Below are 19403 nucleotides of genomic sequence, written 5' to 3' on the forward strand. Positions count from 1 at the left end.
CGTGTGCCCCCGGCGCGCCGTCTTCGCTGTCTGGCTTAGACGGCGAAGATGAGGAGAAGGGCGATCAGGAGCGAAAAGATGCCCAGCGCTTCCGTGACCGCGAAGCCGAAGATGAGGCGGCCGAACTGGCCGTCCGCAGCCGCGGGATTGCGCAATGCGCCTTCGAGGAAGTGGCCGAAGAGCGAGCCCAGGCCAACGCCGGCCCCGCCCATGCCGATGCAGGCAATGCCCGCGCCAATCAGCTTTGCAGCATCTGCTTCCATGTTCATGCTCCTTGCGTGTTGGAAGAGGATGGAGAAAAAACCGCGCCGTCAGTGCGAAGGATGCAGCGCGTCATTGAGGTACATGCAGGTCAAAATTGCGAAGACATAGGCCTGCAGGACAGCCACAAGAATTTCAAGGGCCGTGAGCGCCACCACCATCAGGAAAGGCAGGACCGCACCGGCCCAGCCGATCACGCCGAACGTCGACAGCGAGATGATGAAGCCGGCAAACACCTTGAGGGTGATGTGACCGGCCAGCATGTTGGCGAAAAGACGAATGGAGAGGCTGACGGGGCGCGAGATGAACGAAAGGATCTCGATCGCGACGATCATCGGCAGGATGAGCCCGGGCACCTCGTCCGGCACGAACAGCTTCAAGAAGCCGAAGCCGTGCTTGGAAAAGCCGTAGCCGACCACGATCGCCATGACGAGAAGGGCAAGCGCGCCCGTGATCACGATATGCGCCGTCACGGTGAAGAAATACGGCACCATGCCGATCAGGTTCGCCACCAGGATGAACGAGAACAGTGTGAAGACGAACGGGAAGAAGCGCATGCCTTCCGATCCGGCGGCTTCGCGCAGCATGTTGGCCGTGAACTCGTAGAACATCTCAGTGACGTTCTGCATGCGGCCCGGCACGAGGCCGCGGCCCCGCGTCGACAGCATCATAAAGCCGACGATCAGCATCACCGTAATGGCCATGAACAGCGCCGAATTGGTGAAAGCGAACGTGCTGTGGCCGATCTGGCCGAAATCGACCAGATTGTTGATGTGAAACTGGTGGATCGGATCCACGGTGTCGGAATGCGTCGCCGCTTCGCTCGCCACAGCCTACCCCTTGCTTCCCCGGGCCTTAATCGGCCTCGCCTCAATCGTGACGGGCAGGCCCGCCGTCGTTGTCCTTGTCGAGCCTGTCGTAAGGCCCGGCTATTTTACCCGCGGCGCGCATCACATTGAGCACGCCGGCGGCAAATCCCAGCAACAGAAAGCCGATAAGCCCCCAGGGGGAGGTCCCTGCGACCTCGTCCAATCCCCATCCCAGGGCCGCTCCGACCAGAACACCTGCGATAAACTCGCTGGCGATGCGTAAAGCAAGCGCATATCCCGACGAATCGGTGCGCTCAGGCTTATCAGCGGCCTGCCTGACCCGTCTCCCCTTGTCCAGGGTGCGCGAAAGGTCGGCAAAGCGACGTTCCAGGTCGGTATCGGCAATAGACCCATGTCCGCCGTCCGCCTTCTCCCGGCGCTCCTCGTCGGAGCGTTTGTCAGCCATTCACCGGCTCCTTCCTGGAAGCCTTGATGCGGCGCCATCGTGAAGACGGGGCGGGTCCGGGCCCCTGCGAAACCGGGCGCACCATAATTTTGCCGTCAGGCCAAGTCAAGAACATCAAAATTAGGGATATGCCGTTGAAAAGAAAAGAGAAATAGAACTTGACGGGTTTTCTTGGCCGGGCCTCGCCCACCCTTTACCCGGCTTCGCGAAAACGTTCCGCCGTTTCGAGGTCTACAGAGACGAGTTGTGACACGCCGCGTTCAGCCATGGTGATGCCGAAGAGCCGGTCCATTCGGGCCATGGTGATCGGATTGTGGGTGACGACGAGAAAGCGGGTTTCCGTCTTCTGGCGCATATCGCCGAGAAGATCGCAGAAACGCTCCGTATTGGCGTCGTCGAGCGGCGCATCGACCTCGTCGAGGACACAAAGCGGCGAGGGGTTGGTGAGAAAGACGGCGAAGATCAGCGCCATCGTGGTCAACGCCTGCTCGCCACCTGAGAGGAGTGTCATGATCTGCGGCTTCTTGCCCGGCGGGCGCGCCATGATCTCAAGTCCGGCGTCGAGGGGATCGTCGGATTCCGTCAGCATCAGCTCCGCCGATCCGCCGCCGAAAAGGGTGTGGAAAAGCTCCTGGAAGTGCCGGTTGACGGTGTCGAAGGCGCCGAGCAACCGTTCGCGGCCTTCCCGATTGAGGGAAAGCACCGCCTGGCGCAGGCGCTTGATGGCGGCCGTCAGATCGTCGCGTTCGGCCGTCAGCGTGGTGAGACGTTCCTCGACATCCTTGGCCTCTTCCTCTGCCCGGAGATTGACGCCGCCCAGACGCTCGCGTTCCCGTAACAGACGCTCCAGCCGCTGATCGACGGCGGCAAGCTCCGGCAGCGGGGCCCCCGGCTTCAGTTCGGCCGTTTCGCGCAGCCGCTCAGGGCGGGTGCGGAAATGCGCGGTGATTTCGGCAACCAGATCTTCCCGTTTCTGGCGGATGGCGGAGGCGCGCTCGTCCTCTCGCGCTTTTGCCTCGCGGGCCTTGGATAGCCCATCGAGAGTGCGCCTCGCGGCATCGGCGAAGCTGCGATGCGCTGTTTCCGCTTCGGCGAGCCGGTCGGCTTCCGCCTTCGAATGGGTATCCGCCTTGTCGATCTCGAAGGCGAATTCGCGCTGGCGCACGGCATAGGTTTCCGGCTCTTCGGCGAGCTTTTCGATTTCTGCGTCGAGGTCTGCCTGTCGGGCCTGCAATTCTTCGATGCGCCGCGCCGCCCGTTCGATCCGGCCCTGCCAGGCAGTGATCTCCCGGCCAAGCGCCGAAAGACGCTCGTCGCGCGCCGCGCTTGCATGGCGCAAGGAATCCGCGGCCGCGCGCGCATCGGACGCCTCGCGGCGGGCGGCTTCTACGCTTTTGGCGAGCTTTTCCGCCTTCGCTTCCGCCTCTCCGCTCGCTTCTGTCTGGCCAAGTGCGGCGCGCGCCTCTTCAAGCCGCGTCGCCTGCGCCTCAGCATCGCTTTCCACGCGGGCGAGGTTCGTCGCGATCGAAGCGAGGCGCTCCGATTGGCGCGCAAGAACCCGCTCGGCTTCGGACAGAGCCGAAGCCTGACGGTCGCGCTGGCTGCGCGCCTCCTTGAGCGCCTGGCGCGCCTGACGTTCGGCCTCTTCGCCGTGCCGACGCTTCTCGGTCGCCTTCTCAAGCGCCGCCGTCGCTTTCTCGGCGTCTTTTTCCGCCTTCGCGACCTTGCCCGAAAGGGCTTCCAGCCGGTTCTTCTGTTCCAGGCGAACGGCCGCCGCCGTCTTGGCGCCACCCTTGATCGTCAGCCCGTCCCATCGCCAGAGAGCGCCGCTGCGGCTGACGAGACGTTGCCCGACGGCAAGTTTTTGAAAGAGCGCGTGCCCGTCCTCTTCCTCGACGACGCCGATCTGCGAAAGCCGGGGCACGAGGCGCGGCTCTCCGGAGACGAATTGCGCCAGGGGAGGGACGTTCGGCGGAAGTTTCGGCGCCCGTTCGATCTTCCCCCGCTCCTGCCAGGAGAAGGGCGCTTGCGGATCCGCCGAGGCGTCGAGATCCTCGCCGAGCGCTGCCGCAAGGGCCGCTTCGTAGCCGGGCTCGACCTTCAACCCCTCGACGACCGGGACGAAATGGCTGTCCGTCGCCGGACGCAGGAGCTGGGCGAGCGTCTTTTCTTCGGCCTGCAGAGCGGTGAGGGCGCGCAATCCTTCCGCTCTCTTTTCGCGGGCCTTCGCCTCCGCCTCACGGGCGCGCTGGATCTCCTGCTCTCTCTTCTGGGCGGTCTCTTCCGCCGTTTTCAGCGCCTTTTCCGCAGCTTCCAGAGCCGCTCTGGCGCTCTCGACCGTGCCTTCGGACCCGGCTTTTTCCGCAAGTGCCGCCTGTTCCGCCTTCAATTTCCGGGCCTCGCCGAGAAGGCGTTCGCGCGCCGTCTCTGCTTCGCGCACCCGCATCTCCTGCTGGCGGCGTTCGGCGGCTTGCGCCGCAAGCTCGGCCCGGGCTTCAGAAAGTTCCGCCTCGACCTTGGCGAGCGCCTCGGCTCGATCCTTCGCTGTCGCCGTTGCTTCGGCGAGCCGCTTGACCGCTCCCTCCTTGTCGCGGGTGAGCGTCTTCGCCTCGGCGGAGAACGTGGCAAGCGCGGAGCGCGCTTCGCGCCCGTGCTCTTCCTCCCGCGCAACATCCTCGGAGGTCTCCTTGCGCCGGCTCTCGAGTTCGCGCTGCCGGGCTTCCCGCCGCGCGGCTTCGCGTTTCAGTTCCTCCGATTTGAGCCGCAAATGCTGCACGGCCGCCGAGGCCGCGGCAGCCTTCTCACGAAGTTTCGGCAAAGACGAGCTCGAAACCGCCTCTTCTCTTGCCGCTTTCGACTGCTCTTCCGCAGCCTTGGCGAGGGCGAGTCCCGCCTGATTGAGGGCCGCTTCCGCCTTGGCGAGGCGCTCATCCGTCTCGCTGAGCCGGATCAGGGCCTGCTGCGCTTCCATCTTGCGGATGTCGAAGGAGAGATTGCGGTAACGCGCCGCCTGCCGTGCCTGCCGCTTGAGCGCTTCGAGCTGGCTCGTGATCTCGCCGAGGACGTCTTCCAGACGCTCGAGGTTTTGCTCCGCACCCTTGAGCTTCAACTCGGCCTCGTGGCGGCGCGAATGCAGCCCCGAAATGCCGGCGGCATCTTCCAGGATCGAGCGCCGGTCTTTGGGTTTTGCGGCGATCAGCTCGCCGATCTGGCCCTGGCGGACGAGAGCCGAGGAGCGTGCGCCGGTGGCCGCATCGGCAAACAGGATATGCACGTCGCGGGCGCGCACCTCGCGCCCGTTGACCCGGTAGGTGGAGCCCGCCTCGCGCTCGATCCGGCGGCTGATCTCAAGTTCGGCGCTGGTCGCCGGTGTCTGGCCGGGCTTCATGACGTGGGCGGCCGCCGCGCCGTCGACGATCGCCTGCAGGCTCACCTCGGCGGCGTTGCGCGCCGGCCGGTTGGTGGAGCCGGCAAAGATCACATCGTCCATGCCCGAGCCGCGCATGGCTTTGAACGAGCTCTCGCCCATGACGAAGCGCAGGGCTTCGACGAGGTTCGACTTGCCGCAACCGTTCGGGCCGACGACGCCGGAGAGCCCGGGTTCGATGGACACATCCGTGGCGTCGACGAATGATTTGAAACCGGCGATCCGCAGCCGCGTGATTTTCATCCGCGGCCGCCGTTGATGTCACAAGACCTGGTGAGGCCGGAATCGGACGCAGCCCTCTCGCAGGAGGGCTTAAAGCGCCGCCTCGATCTTGGCCTTGATCTCATCAAATGATCGCGCTCCGACCAGCTTCTCGCCGTTGATGAAGAAAGTCGGAGTACCGTGAACGCCGAATTCCTTCGAAGCCTTGTCTCGTCTCGCGGTTAGTCCATCGAACAATTCCTGATTTTGCAAGCATGCCTCAAAGCTTTCCTCAGAAAAACCGGCCTGCTTGGCGAGATCGAGGATGGCTCCGTAATGGTCCTCGGCGCGGATCCAGTCGAGTTGATGCTCGAAGAACAGATCGATGATATCGAAATAGCGATCTTCCGGTGCGCAGCGCGCCGTCATGGCGATCGCGAATGCAGCAGCATCGATCGGGAATTCGCGGAAGACGAAGCGAACCTTGCCGGTGTCGATATACTGCTCTTTCAGCTTGGGATAGGTCTCGTTGTGGAAGTCCGCGCAATGCGAACACGACATGGACGCGTATTCGACGATCGTGACGGGCGCGTCCTCTGAGCCGAGAGCGTGATCGGGGATCGGCCCCGGTGCCATCAGCTGGTCCATCGGCACTTCGGACGGGCCTTCGTCCTGCGCAAAGGCCGGGGCTGCGGCGAAAAGCCCGGCAATGAGGGCGGTGGCGGCGAATTGTCGGCGGGTGAACAACGGCAAAGGGAAACCTCCTGAGGGAGCCGCCATCCTCCCGAGGGCGCATGAAGGCGGCATGAACAATTTAACAGCGCTCAGGCGCGTGTTTAGGGCGGATGAATGTGGCCGCAAAGAGCCGCCTCTGTCTCACTGGGTCACGAGACCGCGAGAATGACGTTCATGAGCGCGCCAGGATGGCACGTCCGAGCGCCCGCAGCGAATCGCGAAGCGGGCCGTCGACGGTCGCGAGTTTGGTCTCAAGCCGTTCATTGGTCTGCGTGCTCTTGGGCCGCGGTGCGTTCTTGGGTTCGTGCGCGAAGGGGCGCTGCACCAGTTTGACGAGGCCGACGGCGCGAAAGCCGAGAAAGGCGTTGAGCCTGTCGCGCACGCCTTCAAGTTCATAAGAGAGCGGCAGAGCCACGCTGGGGTCGGCATGGACGATCAAGGTGGCCGCACGTTCGTCGTCGTTGCGCGGCCAGCGGATTCGTTCAGGCGCCGTCAGACCGGCATAGCGGCTGCCGACGATCTCGGGCCACCAGCGCAGGATGTCCGCCTTGGCGAGCCCGCGCTTGCGCATCAAGGGATCGAGCGTGCCGCCAATGAGTTCGGCGATCGGTTTTGCTTTGGTCCGAACGGGCCCCGTCAACATTTGCCTCCTTGACTACGACCTGCCGCGACAGAAAATCTCACCGGCACACTTGCAATAGCCATTTTCTCAAGCTCCATGGCCTGAATGATTCAGTCTAGACCGGCCAGCTTCCCCTCGGAAGAGGGGCTTTCCTTGGAAAATGGGAGGGAAGCGTCCTTTGAGGGCGTGCTCGCCCAGGCTTTGCTGGCCTGGTACGAGCGCCATGCGCGCACCTTGCCCTGGCGCATCGGGCCGAAATGGCGCCGTGCCGGGGTCAAGCCGGACCCTTATCGCGTCTGGCTCTCCGAAGTCATGCTGCAGCAAACCACCGTGAAGGCCGTCGGTGAGTACTTTGCCGCCTTCACGGCCCGCTGGCCGGACATGATGGCGTTCGCCGCCGCTCCGGAAGAGGAGGTGATGGCCGCCTGGGCCGGGCTCGGCTATTATTCGCGCGCCCGCAATCTCGTCGCCTGCGCCCGCCGCGTCGCCGAAGATTACGGAGGCGTGATGCCCCGCAAGGCGGACGAACTCGTTAAATTGCCGGGCATCGGCCCCTATACCTCCGCCTCGATCGCGGCGATTGCCTTCGACGAGCCGGTGCCGGTCGTCGACGGCAATGTCGAGCGCGTCGTGTCCCGGCTTTTCGCCATCGACCGGCCGCTGCCGCAGGCAAAGTCGGAGATCCGGGAGACGCTCCGCCCGCTCGTGCCGCAGGATCGCCCGGGCGAATTCGCCGAAGCCATGATGGATCTCGGCGCCACGATCTGCTCGCCGAAACGTCCCGCCTGCGCGCTCTGCCCGCTCAATATGATGTGCCGTGCCCATGGCGAGCAGCGCGAGGAGGCCTACCCTGTCAAGGCGCCGAAGCGGGCCAAGGCGAAGAAGTTCGCCGGCGCCTTCGTGGCTTTGCGCGATGATCAAAAGATCTTGCTGTCGCGACGCCCTCCGAAAGGGCTCCTCGGCGGGATGAGCGAAGTGCCGACGGGGCCGTGGCAGGAATCGCCCGTGGCGCGGATGCCGGCCCCGCCGCTCTCCGCGCCCTGGCGCAAGATCACGCCGCAGGTCTCGCATATCTTCACCCATATCGATTTGAAAGTGACGATCTGGCAGGCCGCTTTGCCCCCCGAGACGCCGGCGCCCGAAGGCTTCTGGTGGCACGACCTTGAAAACCTGAAGGACGCCGGCCTGCCGACGGTCATGGCGAAAATCGTCGAGGCGGCGATCCCGGGAGCAACGAAGGCGCGGGCGAAAAGGTGAGGGGCGGGTGATCCTGCTGGCGCGCCCGCCGGCGGCGTCTCGCGCATTCGCCGCACCGAACTCCGCGTCATGGATTTGCGATCATTCGCCGGCTATGGGGACGCCATGCAACCGATCCGTCACATCGTCTTCGACATCGGCAAGGTGCTTCTGCATTACGACCCGCACCTTGCTTACAAAGAGCTTATTCCCGACGAGGCGGACCGCCGCTTCTTCCTGGAGGAGGTGTGCTCCAACGACTGGAACCTGGAACAGGACCGCGGCCGGCCCTGGGCCGATGCGGAAGCGGAAGCGATCGCCCGTCATCCCGACAAGGCGGAGCTGATCCGAGCGTTTCGCCAGCGCTGGTCGATGATGGTGCCGCACGCCTATGAGGACAGCGTCGCCGTGTTCCGGGAGACGCTGGCGTCCGGCCACGACGTCACGCTCTTGACGAACTTCGCCCCGGACACGTTCGTGGAGGCCCGAAAGCGGTTCCCGTTTCTCAACGAGACACGTGGCGTGACGGTGTCTGGCGAGCTCGGCCTGGTGAAGCCGGACCTTGCGATCTATCGCCACCACGCGGCGACCTTCGATCTCGATCCGGCCGCGACCCTCTTCCTCGATGACAGCGAGCCGAACGTGGAAGGCGCGCTAAAGGCCGGCTGGCGAGCGCTGCATTTCACCGGCGCCGACAAGCTTCGCGCCGATCTCGCTTCAGAGGGCGTGAAGCTCGATCGGGCGAAGCCGCGGCTTGCAAAGGCCTGAGATCGCTCAGGCAGCCAGAGCGCCGCGAACCGTGTCGCGCAGGCAATCGATGGGCTTCAGCCCCTCTTTGGTGCGCATGTGCCAGAAGACCCAGCCATTGCAGGCTTCAAGTCCCTGAACCGCGGCGCCGACGCGGTGGATGGAGCCTTCGTGGCGCCGGCCGTCTTTTTCATAGATGAGGGAGGCATCGGCACGCACCAGCGCGCTCAAGCGGCCCTTGGGATCGTAAAGGCGTTCGCCCGGCTTCACGAGGCCTGCTTCAAGCAGAGTGCCGAAGGGAATGCGCGGCTGAGCGCGTTTGCCCTGGACGACGCTGAGCGCGGGAGCATCGGCCGGACGCACGGCCTCGATGCGCGCTTCTGCGGCATCGATATAAGATTGTTCGCGCTCGATGCCGATGAAATGTCGGCCGAGCTTTTTGGCGACCGCACCCGTCGTGCCCGTCCCGAAGAAGGGATCGAGAACCGTCTCTCCCGGCTTCGTCGTCGACAGGAGAACGCGGTAGAGAAGCGATTCCGGCTTCTGCGTCGGGTGCACCTTGCGTCCCGTGTCGTCCTTGAGCCGCTCCTCGCCGGTGCAGATCGGCAAGGTCCAGTCGGAACGCATCTGCAGGTCGTCGTTGAAGGCTTTAAGAGCGTCGTAATTGAAGGTGTAGCGCTTGGCCTTCGGCGAGGGCGCCGCCCAGATCAGCGTCTCATGCGCATTGGCGAAGCGCCGGCCGCGGAAATTCGGCATCGGGTTGGTCTTGCGCCAGACGATGTCGTTCAGGATCCAGAAGCCCAGATCCTGCAGGATCGTGCCGAGGCGGAAGATATTGTGATAGGAGCCGATCACCCACAGCCCGCCATCGGGTTTCAGCACGCGACGCGCCGACAAGAGCCAGGCACGCGTGAACGCGTCATAGGCGGCGAAATCGGAAAACTGGTCCCAGGCGTCGTCGACCGCATCGACCCGCGATTGGTCCGGGCGATGAAGGTCGCCCTGGAGCTGCAGGTTGTAAGGCGGATCGGCGAAGATGAGATCGACGCTTTTGGCGGGCAATTTTTCCATCATCGGAATGCAATCGCCCTTCAAAATAACGTCCCGCGGCAGGCTCGGCAGAACGCTTGCGAAGCCGGCACCCGGCCGCTTGGAAGCAGTACGCATCGACAAAACTCTCCCCTTCCGGTCGTTAACTACGCTCGCAGAACAGGGTGAATGTCGGGTTGACAAACAGGGTTAACGTTTCCTGAAGCCTTAATTTCTGCCGCCGGGACTGCTATAGAGCCGGCCGCTCCTGAGCCAATTCATAGGTTTGCCGTGCGTCCCTCCTTTCCCATCCCTGCCGTCTCGCTCCTTGCCGCACTGTCCATGTCGTTCCTGCTCGCCGGCTGTCTCGGCGGTTTGGGCTTCGGCGGAGGTGCTGAGGAAACCGTGCCCGTCGAGCCCGGCACCGCCCAGAAAGGCTCCAACGAGATCGACCTCCGCCGTTATCTCGGACCGAGCTATTGCCCGGATCTGCGCATCAAGGCCGACACACAGACCCTGCGGCGCTACAAGCGCGGCGCCGAAGAAAGCGACGAAAATCTCGTCTGGCAGGGCAGTCTCGGAGAGACCGCGCGCGAATGCCTTTACGATGCGTCCGGCAATCTGACGCTCAGGATCGGCGTGTCCGGGCGGGTTCTCGCAGGCCCGCAGGGCGGGCAGACGACGGTCGATCTGCCGATTCGCATCGTGGTCGTGAAGCACGATGAGGCGGTGCTCACCTCCGAGCTGAAGAAGGTCTCCGTCACCATCGGACCGGAGCTTTCGAGCGTGTTTTCACAGGTTTACGAGGTGACGGTGCCGTCGCCCGGCAACGACCGCGATTACATCATCTATGTCGGCTTCGACGAGGACTCCAAGCGCTGAGCCAAGCGCATTTTGTTGCGCGTGGCGGCAAAAGGGTGCTGACAAACGGGTTGGACGCGCGTTGTGCGTTGACTCCGTCGCAGCGATGCCGATGATAAGCGGGGCAGGTCCAGTCGCGGCCTGCCCTGACGATACGCCGCACGGGAGAGTTTCATCTCAGGCTTCAGGCTTGGTTTGAAACGCCGAAGGAGCAACCGCCCCGGAAACTCTCAGGCCACGGGACCGTGCCGGCGAGCGACACTCTGGAAAGCAGCACCGGCTCTCTAATTGTAGGGAGAGTCGGCGGCTCACCGACGGAGTAACCGGCAGAGGTCCATGGCCTCAGATCGGGAATCTCTCAGGTCCTGCGACAGAGGGGGCGCGGAAGGGTCGAAGGTCCGACTGCGTTCGAAGTCTGTTGCGGGAGGTCGTGTGGCGACTGATATCAGTGATTTGAAGCGCACCCCTTTGTTTGAGCTCCATCAGGAGCTGGGCGGGCGCATCGTGCCATTCGCCGGCTATGCCATGCCGGTTCAATACGATGGCATCATCGGCGAGCACCATTGGACGCGCGATCGCGCCGGGCTTTTCGATGTCTCCCATATGGGCCAGCGGATCCTGAAGGGCCCCCACCATGAGACCACTGCCAAGGCGCTGGAACGTCTGACCCCCGGCGATTTCCAGGGGCTGAAACCCGGCCGGCAGCGCTACACCTTCCTGCTTCTCGACAATGGCGGCATCGTCGACGATTTCATGGCCGCCCGCCTCGCCGGCGAGGAGGACGAGGGCCGTCTCTTCATGGTCTTCAACGCCTCCCGCAAGGAGATCGACGACGATTATGTGCGCGAGCGTCTGCCGGACGGAGTGACGCTCGAGGCGGTCGAAGATCGCGCGCTCCTCGCCCTTCAGGGGCCTGCTGCCGCGGAGGTCTTGAGCGGCCTCTGCTCCGAAGTTGCGGATCTCACCTTCATGCAGGCCGCACGTGCCGAAATCAGGCTTGGCGATGGCCGTTCCGCAAAAGTGCATCTCTCGCGCTCCGGTTATACCGGCGAGGACGGGTTTGAAATTTCCGTCGCTGCCGACGAGGCCGAGGCGCTGGCGAGAGCCTTCCTCGCACATGAGGCGGTGAAGCCCATCGGCCTTGGCGCACGCGATTCACTCCGGCTCGAGGCCGGACTGCCGCTCTACGGTCACGACATCGATGAAACCACGTCTCCGGTCGAGGCGGGGCTGCGCTTTGCCATCGCCAAGGCACGCCGCGAACGTGGCGACTTTCCCGGTGCCGGCCGCATCCTGGCCGAGCTTTCCGATGGTCCCTCGCGCCGTCTCGTGGGCCTGAAGCCCTCCGGTCGCGCCCCGGTGCGCGAAGGCGCTCAGATCCTCGGTGCAAGTGATGCCGTCATCGGTGAAGTGACGTCAGGCGGCTTCGGTCCGACCGTCGGAGGCCCCGTTGCGATGGGGTATGTCGACCGTGCCTATGCCGATCCCGGCACCGAATTGCATCTCGCCGGCCGGCGCGGCGCCGAGCCCGCCGAGGTCGTGCCTCTTCCCTTTGTTCCCCACTGCTACCACCGCCCGAAATCAGGAGCCAAGCAATGACGACCCGCTACAGCAAGGAGCACGAATGGGTGCGCCTGGATGGCGACACGGCCACCATCGGCATCACCCCCTTTGCCGCCGAGCAATTGGGAGACGTCGTTTTCGTAGAGCTTCCCGAGAAGGGCAAGACGATCGCCAAGGGCGACGAGGTGGCGGTCGTGGAATCGGTGAAGGCTGCCAGCGAGGTCTATGCGCCGGTTTCTGGCGAGGTGACGGACGCCAATGCCGCATTGGAGGACGCGCCGCAGACGGTCAATGAGGCGCCGGAGGGTGATGGCTGGTTCTTCCGCGTCAAGCTCTCCGACAAAAGCGAACTCGACGGTCTCATGGACGAGGCCGCCTACAAGGCTTTCTGCGAGGAATTATGAGCAGCTACTACGCAACGATCGAATGGAAGGGCGATGCCGAGGCGGTGCGCGCCAACAAGCATAGCCGTGTTCATGAATGGCATCTCGATGCGGGCCTCGTCGTTCCGGCCTCGCCGGGACCTGCCGTGTTGCCGGCGGCCGTGATCAAGGAAGATGCCGTGGATCCGGAAGAGGGGCTCGTCGCGTCTCTGTCGAGCTGCCACATGCTCTTCTTCATCGATCTGATCCGCAAGCACGGCTTCACGCCGGTCGCCTACGAGGACAAGGCCGAGGGCATCCTCGGCGTCTTCGAGCCGCGCAAGAAGGGTCTGACGAAGATCATCCTGCGTCCGAAGGTGACCTTCGACGGCGACCAGCCGGATCACGCAATGCTCGAAAAAGTGCACGAGCAGGCACACGAGCTCTGCTTCATCGGCAATTCTCTGAAGTCGGAAATCGTCGTCGATTTCCGCGAGTGAGGCGTCGTTGACGTCACGCTTCCACGCCTTGTCCCGCCCCTTCTGGGGCGGGCTCTCTGGCTCTCCCCGCCACTAAGTTTCGGGTTCCATATGCGCTATCTCCCCCATACCGATCAGGACCGCGCCGACATGCTGCGCGTGATCGGCGTCGAAACCATCGACGAATTGTTTCGCGATGTTCCGGCCGACAAGCTTTTGAAAGAGGCTGTCGATCTGCCGCGACACAAGAGCGAGATGGAAGTCGCCCGGCTGATGCGCCGGCTTGCCGCAAAAAATCGTGCAGCCGGTGACGGACCCTTTTTCCTCGGCGCAGGCGCCTATCACCATCACGTGCCGGCGAGCGTCGATCACATCATCCAGCGCTCGGAATATCTGACCTCCTACACGCCCTATCAGCCGGAGATCAGCCAGGGCACGCTGCAGACCCTGTTCGAATTCCAGACCCAGGTTGCCGAATTGACCGGCACCGAGGTCGCCAACGCCTCCATGTATGATGGCTCCACGGCGACGGCTGAGGCCGTGCTGATGGCCTGCCGCGTGACGAAGCGCTCCAAGGCGGTTCTTTCCGGCGGTTTGCATCCGCAATATCGCGAGGTCGTCGAGACGCTCGCCAATATGGAAGACGACGAATGCATCTCGCTGCCGCCTGACCCGAAGGGAGGCGAGGATCTCCTTGCCGAGATCAGCGAAGATGTCGCCTGCGTCGTGGTTCAGTCGCCGTCTTTCTACGGCCAGCTCATCGACCTGAAGCCGCTTGCTGTGCGCTGCCGCGAAAAGGGCGTGCTTCTCATCTCCGTCTTCACCGAGGTCGTGTCTCTCGGTCTGATCGAGCCGCCGGGCGCACAGGGCGCCGACATTGTCGTCGGCGAGGGACAGTCGATCGGCAACGCGCTTTCCTTCGGCGGGCCTTATGTCGGTCTCTTTGCGACGAAGCAGAAATACATCCGCCAGATGCCCGGTCGTCTCTGCGGTGAGACCCGTGACCGGGAAGGCAAGCGCGGTTATGTGCTGACGCTCAACACCCGCGAGCAGCATATCCGCCGCGACAAGGCGACATCCAATATCTGCACCAATTCCGGCCTCTGTGCTCTCGCTTTCACGGCGCATATGACGCTGCTCGGCGGCGATGGCTTGAGGAAGCTCGCTCTGCGCAACCATGAGCGCGCCTGCCGTCTCGCCGATGCGCTCGGTGCCATTTCGGGCGTCGAGGTCGTCAACGAGAGCTTCTTCAACGAGTTTAGCATCCGTGTCCCGGGCGATGCGGCCGCTCTCGTGGAAAAGCTCGCCGATGCCGGCATCGTCGCGGGCCTGCCCGTGTCGCGGCTCGAACCCGATTGCGGCCTCGACGATCTCATCGTCGTCGCCGCGACCGAGACAGCCACGGACGATGACATCGCCGCCTACGCCTCGGCCCTCGCGGCGGCGCTTTGAACCCCATGCGCTGCCTGCTCAGCCGTTGTTTTTCATCGCCGCGCGCGATTTTGGAGACACCTTCATGGTGAATGACGATCATCTTGCCCCGAGCCTCGCGACCCTGAAGCCGAAGCGGCCGACCTTTTCCGGCAACAAAGCGCTCGAGATTTCCGAGCCGCTCTTGTTCGAGCTCGGCCGCGACGGCGTCTCAGGCGTCGATATCGAAGAATCTGAGGCCTTCACGCCGCGTCTCGGTGGGCAGGAGCGGCAGGCAGCGCTCGATTTGCCGGCCCTGTCGGAGCCCGAAGCGATGCGCCATTACGTGCGCCTGTCGCAGAAGAATTACGCCATCGATATGGGGATCTATCCCCTCGGCTCCTGCACCATGAAGCACAATCCGCGCCTCAACGAAGAGATGGCGCGGCTGCCGGGTTTTGCCGACATTCATCCGTTGCAGCCGGTCGACACCGTGCAAGGCGCGCTCGAGCTCATCCACGAATGCGGCCGCTATCTTTGCACTTTGACGGGCATGGCCTCCGTCGCGATGAGTCCGAAAGCCGGCGCCCATGGCGAACTTTGCGGCATGATGTCGGTGAAGGCGGCGCTTGCCGCCCGCGGCGAGGATCGTCGCACCGTCCTGGTGCCGGCCTCCGCGCACGGTACCAATCCGGCGACGGCCGCGCTTCTCGGCTTCAAGGTCGTCACCGTTCCTGCCGGCGAGGACGGAACCGTGGCCGCCGAGATGGTGCGTGAGATTTGCGCCAAGCATGAAGGCGATGTCGCTGCCTTGATGCTGACCAACCCCAACACCTGCGGGCTGTTCGAGCCGCAGATCGTGGCGATCGCCGAAGCGATCCACGAGGCGGGGGGCTATTTCTACTGCGATGGCGCCAATCTGAATGCGATTTTGGGCAAGGTGCGGCCGGGAGATCTCGGCGTCGATGCCATGCACATCAATCTGCACAAGACCTTCTCCACCCCGCATGGCGGTGGCGGCCCGGGGGCCGGCCCGACGGTCCTGTCGGAGGCGCTCGCGCCGTTCGCGCCGCTGCCGCTGATCGCCAAAACAGAGGCCGGCTACCGTCTCGTCGAGACGGCGGAAGACTGCGAAGAAAAGCCGTTCGGGCGCATGACAGCCTTCCACGGCCAGATGGGCATGTTCGTGCGCGCCTTCGCCTGGATGCTGTCCCACGGAGCTGACGGCATGCGCCAGGTGGCCGAGGACGCGGTGCTCAATGCCAATTACGTGCGGGCCCGCCTTCAGGATCTCATGTCGCTGCCTTTCCCCGATCATCCTTCCATGCACGAAGTTCTTTTCGATGAGAGCTTCCTGGAGGAGACGGAGGTCACGACGCTCGATTTCGCCAAGGCGATGATCGACGAGGGTTTCCATCCGATGACCATGTATTTCCCCTTGGTGGTCAAGGGCGCGATGCTGATCGAGCCGACGGAATCGGAAAGCCGCGCCTCGCTCGATCTCTTTACGGCGACGCTGCGCGATCTCGTCATGGCCGCGACTGCGGGTGACACGTCCCGCTTCGTCGATGCCCCCCGGTTTGCGCCGCGTCGCAGGCTCGACGAGACGAGTGCAGCCCGAAAGCCGGTGCTGCGCTGGACGCCGCCTTCGGGCGAGGCAGACGCCGAGGCGGCCGAGTAAGGCCGTCTCAGGCGAAGAGGAGCGTCGCGCCGCGGCGCAGAAGATCGAGCGCCAGAAGCGATACGGCCAGGCGGAAGCCAAGGCGGAAGTTCTCCTCCTTGAGCCCCTTGAGGATGCGCGTGCCGAGCGCCGTGCCGATGAAGCCTGCCACGACCATTGCGACGAGGAACGCCAGCCAGTCGGCAAAGGCGAAGCCGACGGCGACGAACGCCACCACCTTGAAGAGATGCTGCGCCGTCATCATCACGGCATGCGTGCCGATCACCTGCCTTCGCTCGGCAAGAGCAGGGCCCACGAAAGTGGCGACGAAGGGTCCGGTCGCGCCGAAGAACATGGTGAGGAACGTCGAGAAAAGCCCGACGAAGCCGAACAGCAGGCGTTGCGCGCCGAGCTTCATGGCCGGCATCTTCGTCCAGATCATGATCAGGATGAAGAGCCCGAGCCCGGTTTTCAAAAGGGCTTCCGGCAGGGCGACAACGAAGCGGGCGCCGAGGGCCGCCCCGAGAACGCTGCCAGCGAGAAACGGCCAGATCAGGCGCCACTCGGCGTGCCGTCTTTGCAGCAAGGCCCGACCGGCATTGGAGCCGAGCTGGACAACGCCGTGAACAGGGATAAGTGCAGGCACCGGGAGAGCAAGCCCAAGGGCAGCAAGCATGGCTATGCCGCCTCCAAGACCGAGAGCCGCTGTCAGGGCTGAGGTGAGGACGCTCGCTGCGATGAGCAGGAGAGCCGGGAGGATGCCGAGACTGTCAGGAATCAGGGCGGAGAGAAAAGCGTCCATTCCACGGGGTCATGAATCTCTGGTCGGCATGCTGTCGTCTCAATGCTTGAGGACGTAAAGTCAGGCCGGGGGATGAAGCTGCGGCGGCATGCCGCAGAGGACCGGAAGGCCCCGATCCCGCCTTCTTACGGGCTTCAGGCTTTGCCGTCTCCTTAGTGGCGCCGAATTTGCATGGCGGCGACACAGCTGGTTCAAGGATGCGTGATAAGGCGGCTCGCCGAATCGCGCGGTCTCATGTTGGGGAACTCATGCCTTCAATTGTCACGCTCACCGTCAATCCGACCATCGATGACACAAGCGAAGCCGAGCTCGTTCGGCCGGTGCATAAGATCCGCACGCATCGCGGCCGCATCGATCCGGGCGGCGGTGGTGTCAACGTGGCGCGCGTCGTGCATCGTCTGGGAGGCGACGTCGAAGCAATCGTCTGTCTCGGCGGCGTCACCGGTGCTCTCTTGGACGAGCTTCTGGAGCGCGAGGGGGTCAAGCGCTCGGTCGTCTCCATCTCCGGTGCGACGCGCATGGCCCATGTCGTTTTCGAGACTGCGACCGGACAAGAATACCGCTTCGTACCCGAGGGCCCGACCCTGTCGGAGGAGGAGCAGAACGCCTGCTTCAAGCGTGTCGAAGAGACGGAATGCGACTATTTCGTTGCAAGCGGCAGCCTCGCGCCCGGCGTGTCGGAGGATTTCTATCCGCGCATCGCCGAGATGGTGACGAAGAAGGGCGCGAAATTCGTGCTCGACACGTCGGGATTGCATCTCAGCCGCACGCTCGCCCGCAACAACGTGCTTCTTGCCAAGCCGAGCCTTGGCGAGCTCGGCAGCATCGTTGGCCAGGATCTGCACGGGCCCAAGGCGGCTGCCGTTGCTGCCCGCGAATATGTCCAGCACGACGGCGTCGGCATGCTCGCTGTGACGCTTGGGAGACATGGTGCTCTTCTGGTGACACCCGAAGAGACGCATTTCTGTCGTCCCCCTGAGGTGAAGACGCGCTCCGCGTCCGGCGCCGGCGACAGCTTCCTCGCCGCGATGGTGCTTGCCATTTCGCAAGGCAAGGCGCCGGAGGACGCGTTGCGTCTGGCGACGGCATCCGGTGCGGCCACCGCACTGACGCCCGGCACGGCGCTTTGCTATCCCGAGGACGTGGAGGGCCTTTACGAGGAAATCGCCACGCAGCGCATTTGGCCCGCCGACGCCCAAAAAGGCGGGCGCCGACGTTCTGTCGCCTGATTAACAGCCCGAAAGCGGACACAAAAAGGAACCAATTGCCTCTTTCCGGACTTGTGCTGAGGAATGCGGCGCTGCCTCTGTCGCTCAGACAGATCGCCGCGCCCCCCGAGGTTCAAGTTCATTCAAGGAGAGAGGTACATGTCGCAGGATAAGCTCGTTTCGAAAGCGTTTGTTTCGGCAGGCTGCATCGGGCTCGCCGCTTTCATGACGATCGCTTATTCTACGATGGGCGAAGCGACCATGGGCGAGGCGGCGGTCGATCGGACAGCGGCCGCCTCCGTCTCCGAACTGTCGCCCAAGACGCGCGTCGCCAGGGCTTTGGATACGGCTTGCGCCCACGACACATGGCCCAATATCACGCCGGGCTGCGAGGCTGGGGAGACGCGCATCAAGGCCGATCGCACCGTCCGCTTCACGCGTCCAAGCGACGTGCGTCTCGCCACCTCGCTCCAGTAAGCGAAGGCACTTGCGCGCCTACGGCGTTCTCGCAAGCCGGGGGCGTTTTTTGCGGGAAAATGTCTTGATCCTAAGCCTTTGTTTACCGCTTTCTGGACAATGCGACCATTGAGGCGGCTCGGCGTCGCCTACCGGGTCGCGAATGTTTGTATCTCGTCGTCTTCGCCTGATTTCCTCGTTTTTCTCTCTGGGCGCCGTGCTGGCCCTGGCCGGCTGCGGTCACTCGCCGCGACGTATGAGCGATTTCGAATGCATGCAGCGCGTCATGTATTTCGAATCCAACCGCTCCAGCCCTGACGGCATGCTGGCCGTCGGTACGGTGGTGATGAACCGGGTGAAATCGAAGGATTTTCCGAATTCGGTCTGTGCCGTCGTCGGCCAGAAGAAGCAGTTTGCGCCGGGCGTTCTATCCAAGCCCATGACCGACAGCGGCAAACCGCTTGCGGCCAAGATGGCGAAGAAGGTCCTGCGCGGCGCGCGCCATCCCGGCGTCGGCAAGGCGCGCTTTTTCCATACCGCCGGCTACAATTTCCCCTACACCAACATGCATTACGTCGTGCTGGCAGGGGGCAACTCCTTCTACGAGAAGCGCAAGGCTTTGCCTGGCCGGCCGAACCGGCCGCAGGCGGAAGTGATTCTGGCAGCAAAGTTCAACAAGCCGGTTCGTCCTGTGCGCGAAGAATCCCCGGCGCTTCCGGAGGTGCGGCCCGATCGTCCGATCATGGTCGCCTCGGCGCGACCCGTGGTGGCGCCGCGTATGCCGGTGCCGAGCCAGTCGACGCTGTTTGCTCCCGCTGGTGGCCCGACCATGGCGCCGGGTGCCCCAGCACCGCGCGCACCGGCGTCGATCGAAGAGCTGATCGCTTTCAACTGACGGCGCCTGGTGACAGGGACGCGAGTCCCACCCCGCGCGAGACCTTTCCTTAATGATACCGACTCGCGCGAGGTCTTAAGCTCTCCGGTGATCCTGGTTGCCAGCTGGATCTAGCAGTCCCGCGGCGGCTCGGACCGGAGGCCAACTGAGATCGGTTCGCGGCTCGCGCCACCG

The 19403-nt window shown here is 63.9% G+C and carries 19 protein-coding genes and 2 riboswitches; of the genes, 11 read left to right on the forward strand and 8 right to left on the reverse strand.

Annotated features, from left to right (window positions below):
- Positions 1 to 35: 35 nt before the first annotated feature.
- The 6 genes from BLP76_RS01995 to BLP76_RS02020 form a co-directional block, all read right to left on the reverse strand.
- Positions 36 to 263 (reverse strand): F0F1 ATP synthase subunit C, encoded by a 228-nt coding sequence (locus tag BLP76_RS01995; protein WP_092810041.1) that lies wholly within the window; start codon positions 261 to 263, stop codon positions 36 to 38.
- A gap of 48 nt (positions 264 to 311) precedes the next feature.
- Positions 312 to 1091: a F0F1 ATP synthase subunit A gene (locus BLP76_RS02000; RefSeq protein WP_092809213.1), complete on the reverse strand. Its 780-nt coding sequence runs from the start codon at positions 1089 to 1091 to the stop codon at positions 312 to 314.
- 40 nt (positions 1092 to 1131) lie between these two features.
- Positions 1132 to 1536 carry an AtpZ/AtpI family protein gene (locus tag BLP76_RS02005; RefSeq protein ID WP_092809214.1) on the reverse strand — a complete coding sequence of 135 codons (405 nt, stop codon included), beginning with the start codon at positions 1534 to 1536 and terminating at the stop codon, positions 1132 to 1134.
- 193 nt (positions 1537 to 1729) lie between these two features.
- Positions 1730 to 5206 carry a chromosome segregation protein SMC gene (smc, locus tag BLP76_RS02010; RefSeq protein ID WP_092809215.1) on the reverse strand — a complete coding sequence of 1159 codons (3477 nt, stop codon included), beginning with the start codon at positions 5204 to 5206 and terminating at the stop codon, positions 1730 to 1732.
- Between the two features lie 69 nt (positions 5207 to 5275).
- Entirely contained in the window at positions 5276 to 5944 is a 669-nt protein-coding gene (locus BLP76_RS02015) for a DsbA family protein (protein WP_092809216.1), read from the reverse strand.
- 127 nt (positions 5945 to 6071) lie between these two features.
- Entirely contained in the window at positions 6072 to 6542 is a 471-nt protein-coding gene (locus BLP76_RS02020) for a DUF721 domain-containing protein (RefSeq protein ID WP_092809217.1), read from the reverse strand.
- Positions 6543 to 6674: 132 nt separating this feature from the next.
- On the opposite strand from BLP76_RS02020, the gene mutY reads away from it, so the two are divergent.
- Together mutY and BLP76_RS02030 are read left to right on the forward strand one after the other, a co-directional pair.
- Complete coding sequence (mutY, locus tag BLP76_RS02025) at positions 6675 to 7778, forward strand: A/G-specific adenine glycosylase (protein WP_244514374.1); 1104 nt, start codon at positions 6675 to 6677, stop codon at positions 7776 to 7778.
- Between the two features lie 69 nt (positions 7779 to 7847).
- The gene (locus BLP76_RS02030; RefSeq protein ID WP_244514376.1) at positions 7848 to 8525 is read left to right on the forward strand and encodes an HAD family hydrolase; all 678 of its coding nucleotides are present in this window, start codon (positions 7848 to 7850) and stop codon (positions 8523 to 8525) included.
- Positions 8526 to 8531: 6 nt separating this feature from the next.
- On the opposite strand, the gene BLP76_RS02035 is transcribed toward BLP76_RS02030, so the two are convergent.
- Positions 8532 to 9671: a site-specific DNA-methyltransferase gene (locus tag BLP76_RS02035; RefSeq protein ID WP_092809219.1), complete on the reverse strand. Its 1140-nt coding sequence runs from the start codon at positions 9669 to 9671 to the stop codon at positions 8532 to 8534.
- Positions 9672 to 9875: 204 nt separating this feature from the next.
- Between BLP76_RS02035 and BLP76_RS02040 the strand changes: the two genes are divergently transcribed.
- The 6 genes from BLP76_RS02040 (at position 9876) to gcvPB (ending at position 15889) form a co-directional block, all read left to right on the forward strand.
- Positions 9876 to 10415, forward strand: coding sequence for a hypothetical protein (locus BLP76_RS02040; RefSeq protein ID WP_139163658.1), 540 nt, complete (start codon positions 9876 to 9878; stop codon positions 10413 to 10415).
- Positions 10416 to 10546: 131 nt separating this feature from the next.
- Positions 10547 to 10650, forward strand: a riboswitch (glycine riboswitch).
- Between the two features lie 3 nt (positions 10651 to 10653).
- Positions 10654 to 10772: riboswitch (glycine riboswitch) on the forward strand.
- 54 nt (positions 10773 to 10826) lie between these two features.
- Positions 10827 to 11993 carry a glycine cleavage system aminomethyltransferase GcvT gene (gene gcvT / locus BLP76_RS02045; RefSeq protein WP_244514378.1) on the forward strand — a complete coding sequence of 389 codons (1167 nt, stop codon included), beginning with the start codon at positions 10827 to 10829 and terminating at the stop codon, positions 11991 to 11993.
- Entirely contained in the window at positions 11990 to 12361 is a 372-nt protein-coding gene (gcvH, locus tag BLP76_RS02050) for a glycine cleavage system protein GcvH (protein WP_092809222.1), read from the forward strand. The genes gcvT and gcvH overlap by 4 nt, the downstream gene beginning before the upstream one ends.
- Positions 12358 to 12819 carry an OsmC family protein gene (locus BLP76_RS02055; RefSeq protein WP_092809223.1) on the forward strand — a complete coding sequence of 154 codons (462 nt, stop codon included), beginning with the start codon at positions 12358 to 12360 and terminating at the stop codon, positions 12817 to 12819. The genes gcvH and BLP76_RS02055 overlap by 4 nt, the downstream gene beginning before the upstream one ends.
- Positions 12820 to 12909: 90 nt before the next feature.
- Positions 12910 to 14250 carry an aminomethyl-transferring glycine dehydrogenase subunit GcvPA gene (gene gcvPA / locus BLP76_RS02060; RefSeq protein WP_092809224.1) on the forward strand — a complete coding sequence of 447 codons (1341 nt, stop codon included), beginning with the start codon at positions 12910 to 12912 and terminating at the stop codon, positions 14248 to 14250.
- A 64-nt stretch (positions 14251 to 14314) separates the two neighbouring features.
- The gene (gene gcvPB / locus BLP76_RS02065; RefSeq protein ID WP_092810045.1) at positions 14315 to 15889 is read left to right on the forward strand and encodes an aminomethyl-transferring glycine dehydrogenase subunit GcvPB; all 1575 of its coding nucleotides are present in this window, start codon (positions 14315 to 14317) and stop codon (positions 15887 to 15889) included.
- A gap of 7 nt (positions 15890 to 15896) precedes the next feature.
- Here gcvPB and BLP76_RS02070 read toward each other — a convergent pair whose 3' ends face one another.
- A complete protein-coding gene (locus BLP76_RS02070; RefSeq protein ID WP_092809225.1) occupies positions 15897 to 16670 on the reverse strand; it encodes a sulfite exporter TauE/SafE family protein in 774 nt (257 codons plus the stop codon).
- 248 nt (positions 16671 to 16918) lie between these two features.
- Here BLP76_RS02070 and BLP76_RS02075 point away from each other — a divergent pair, with 248 nt between their 5' ends.
- The 3 genes from BLP76_RS02075 to BLP76_RS02085 all read left to right on the forward strand — a co-directional run bounded on the left by BLP76_RS02075 (position 16919) and on the right by BLP76_RS02085 (position 19229).
- Positions 16919 to 17899: a 1-phosphofructokinase family hexose kinase gene (locus BLP76_RS02075; protein WP_092809226.1), complete on the forward strand. Its 981-nt coding sequence runs from the start codon at positions 16919 to 16921 to the stop codon at positions 17897 to 17899.
- A 138-nt stretch (positions 17900 to 18037) separates the two neighbouring features.
- On the forward strand, positions 18038 to 18355 hold the full coding sequence (locus tag BLP76_RS02080; RefSeq protein ID WP_092809227.1) for a hypothetical protein: 318 nt from the start codon (positions 18038 to 18040) through the stop codon (positions 18353 to 18355).
- 235 nt (positions 18356 to 18590) lie between these two features.
- Positions 18591 to 19229 (forward strand): cell wall hydrolase, encoded by a 639-nt coding sequence (locus tag BLP76_RS02085; RefSeq protein ID WP_244514380.1) that lies wholly within the window; start codon positions 18591 to 18593, stop codon positions 19227 to 19229.
- Positions 19230 to 19403 lie beyond the last annotated feature (174 nt).

The organism is Afifella marina DSM 2698, from assembly GCF_900102695.1.
Lineage (GTDB): Bacteria > Pseudomonadota > Alphaproteobacteria > Rhizobiales > Afifellaceae > Afifella > Afifella marina.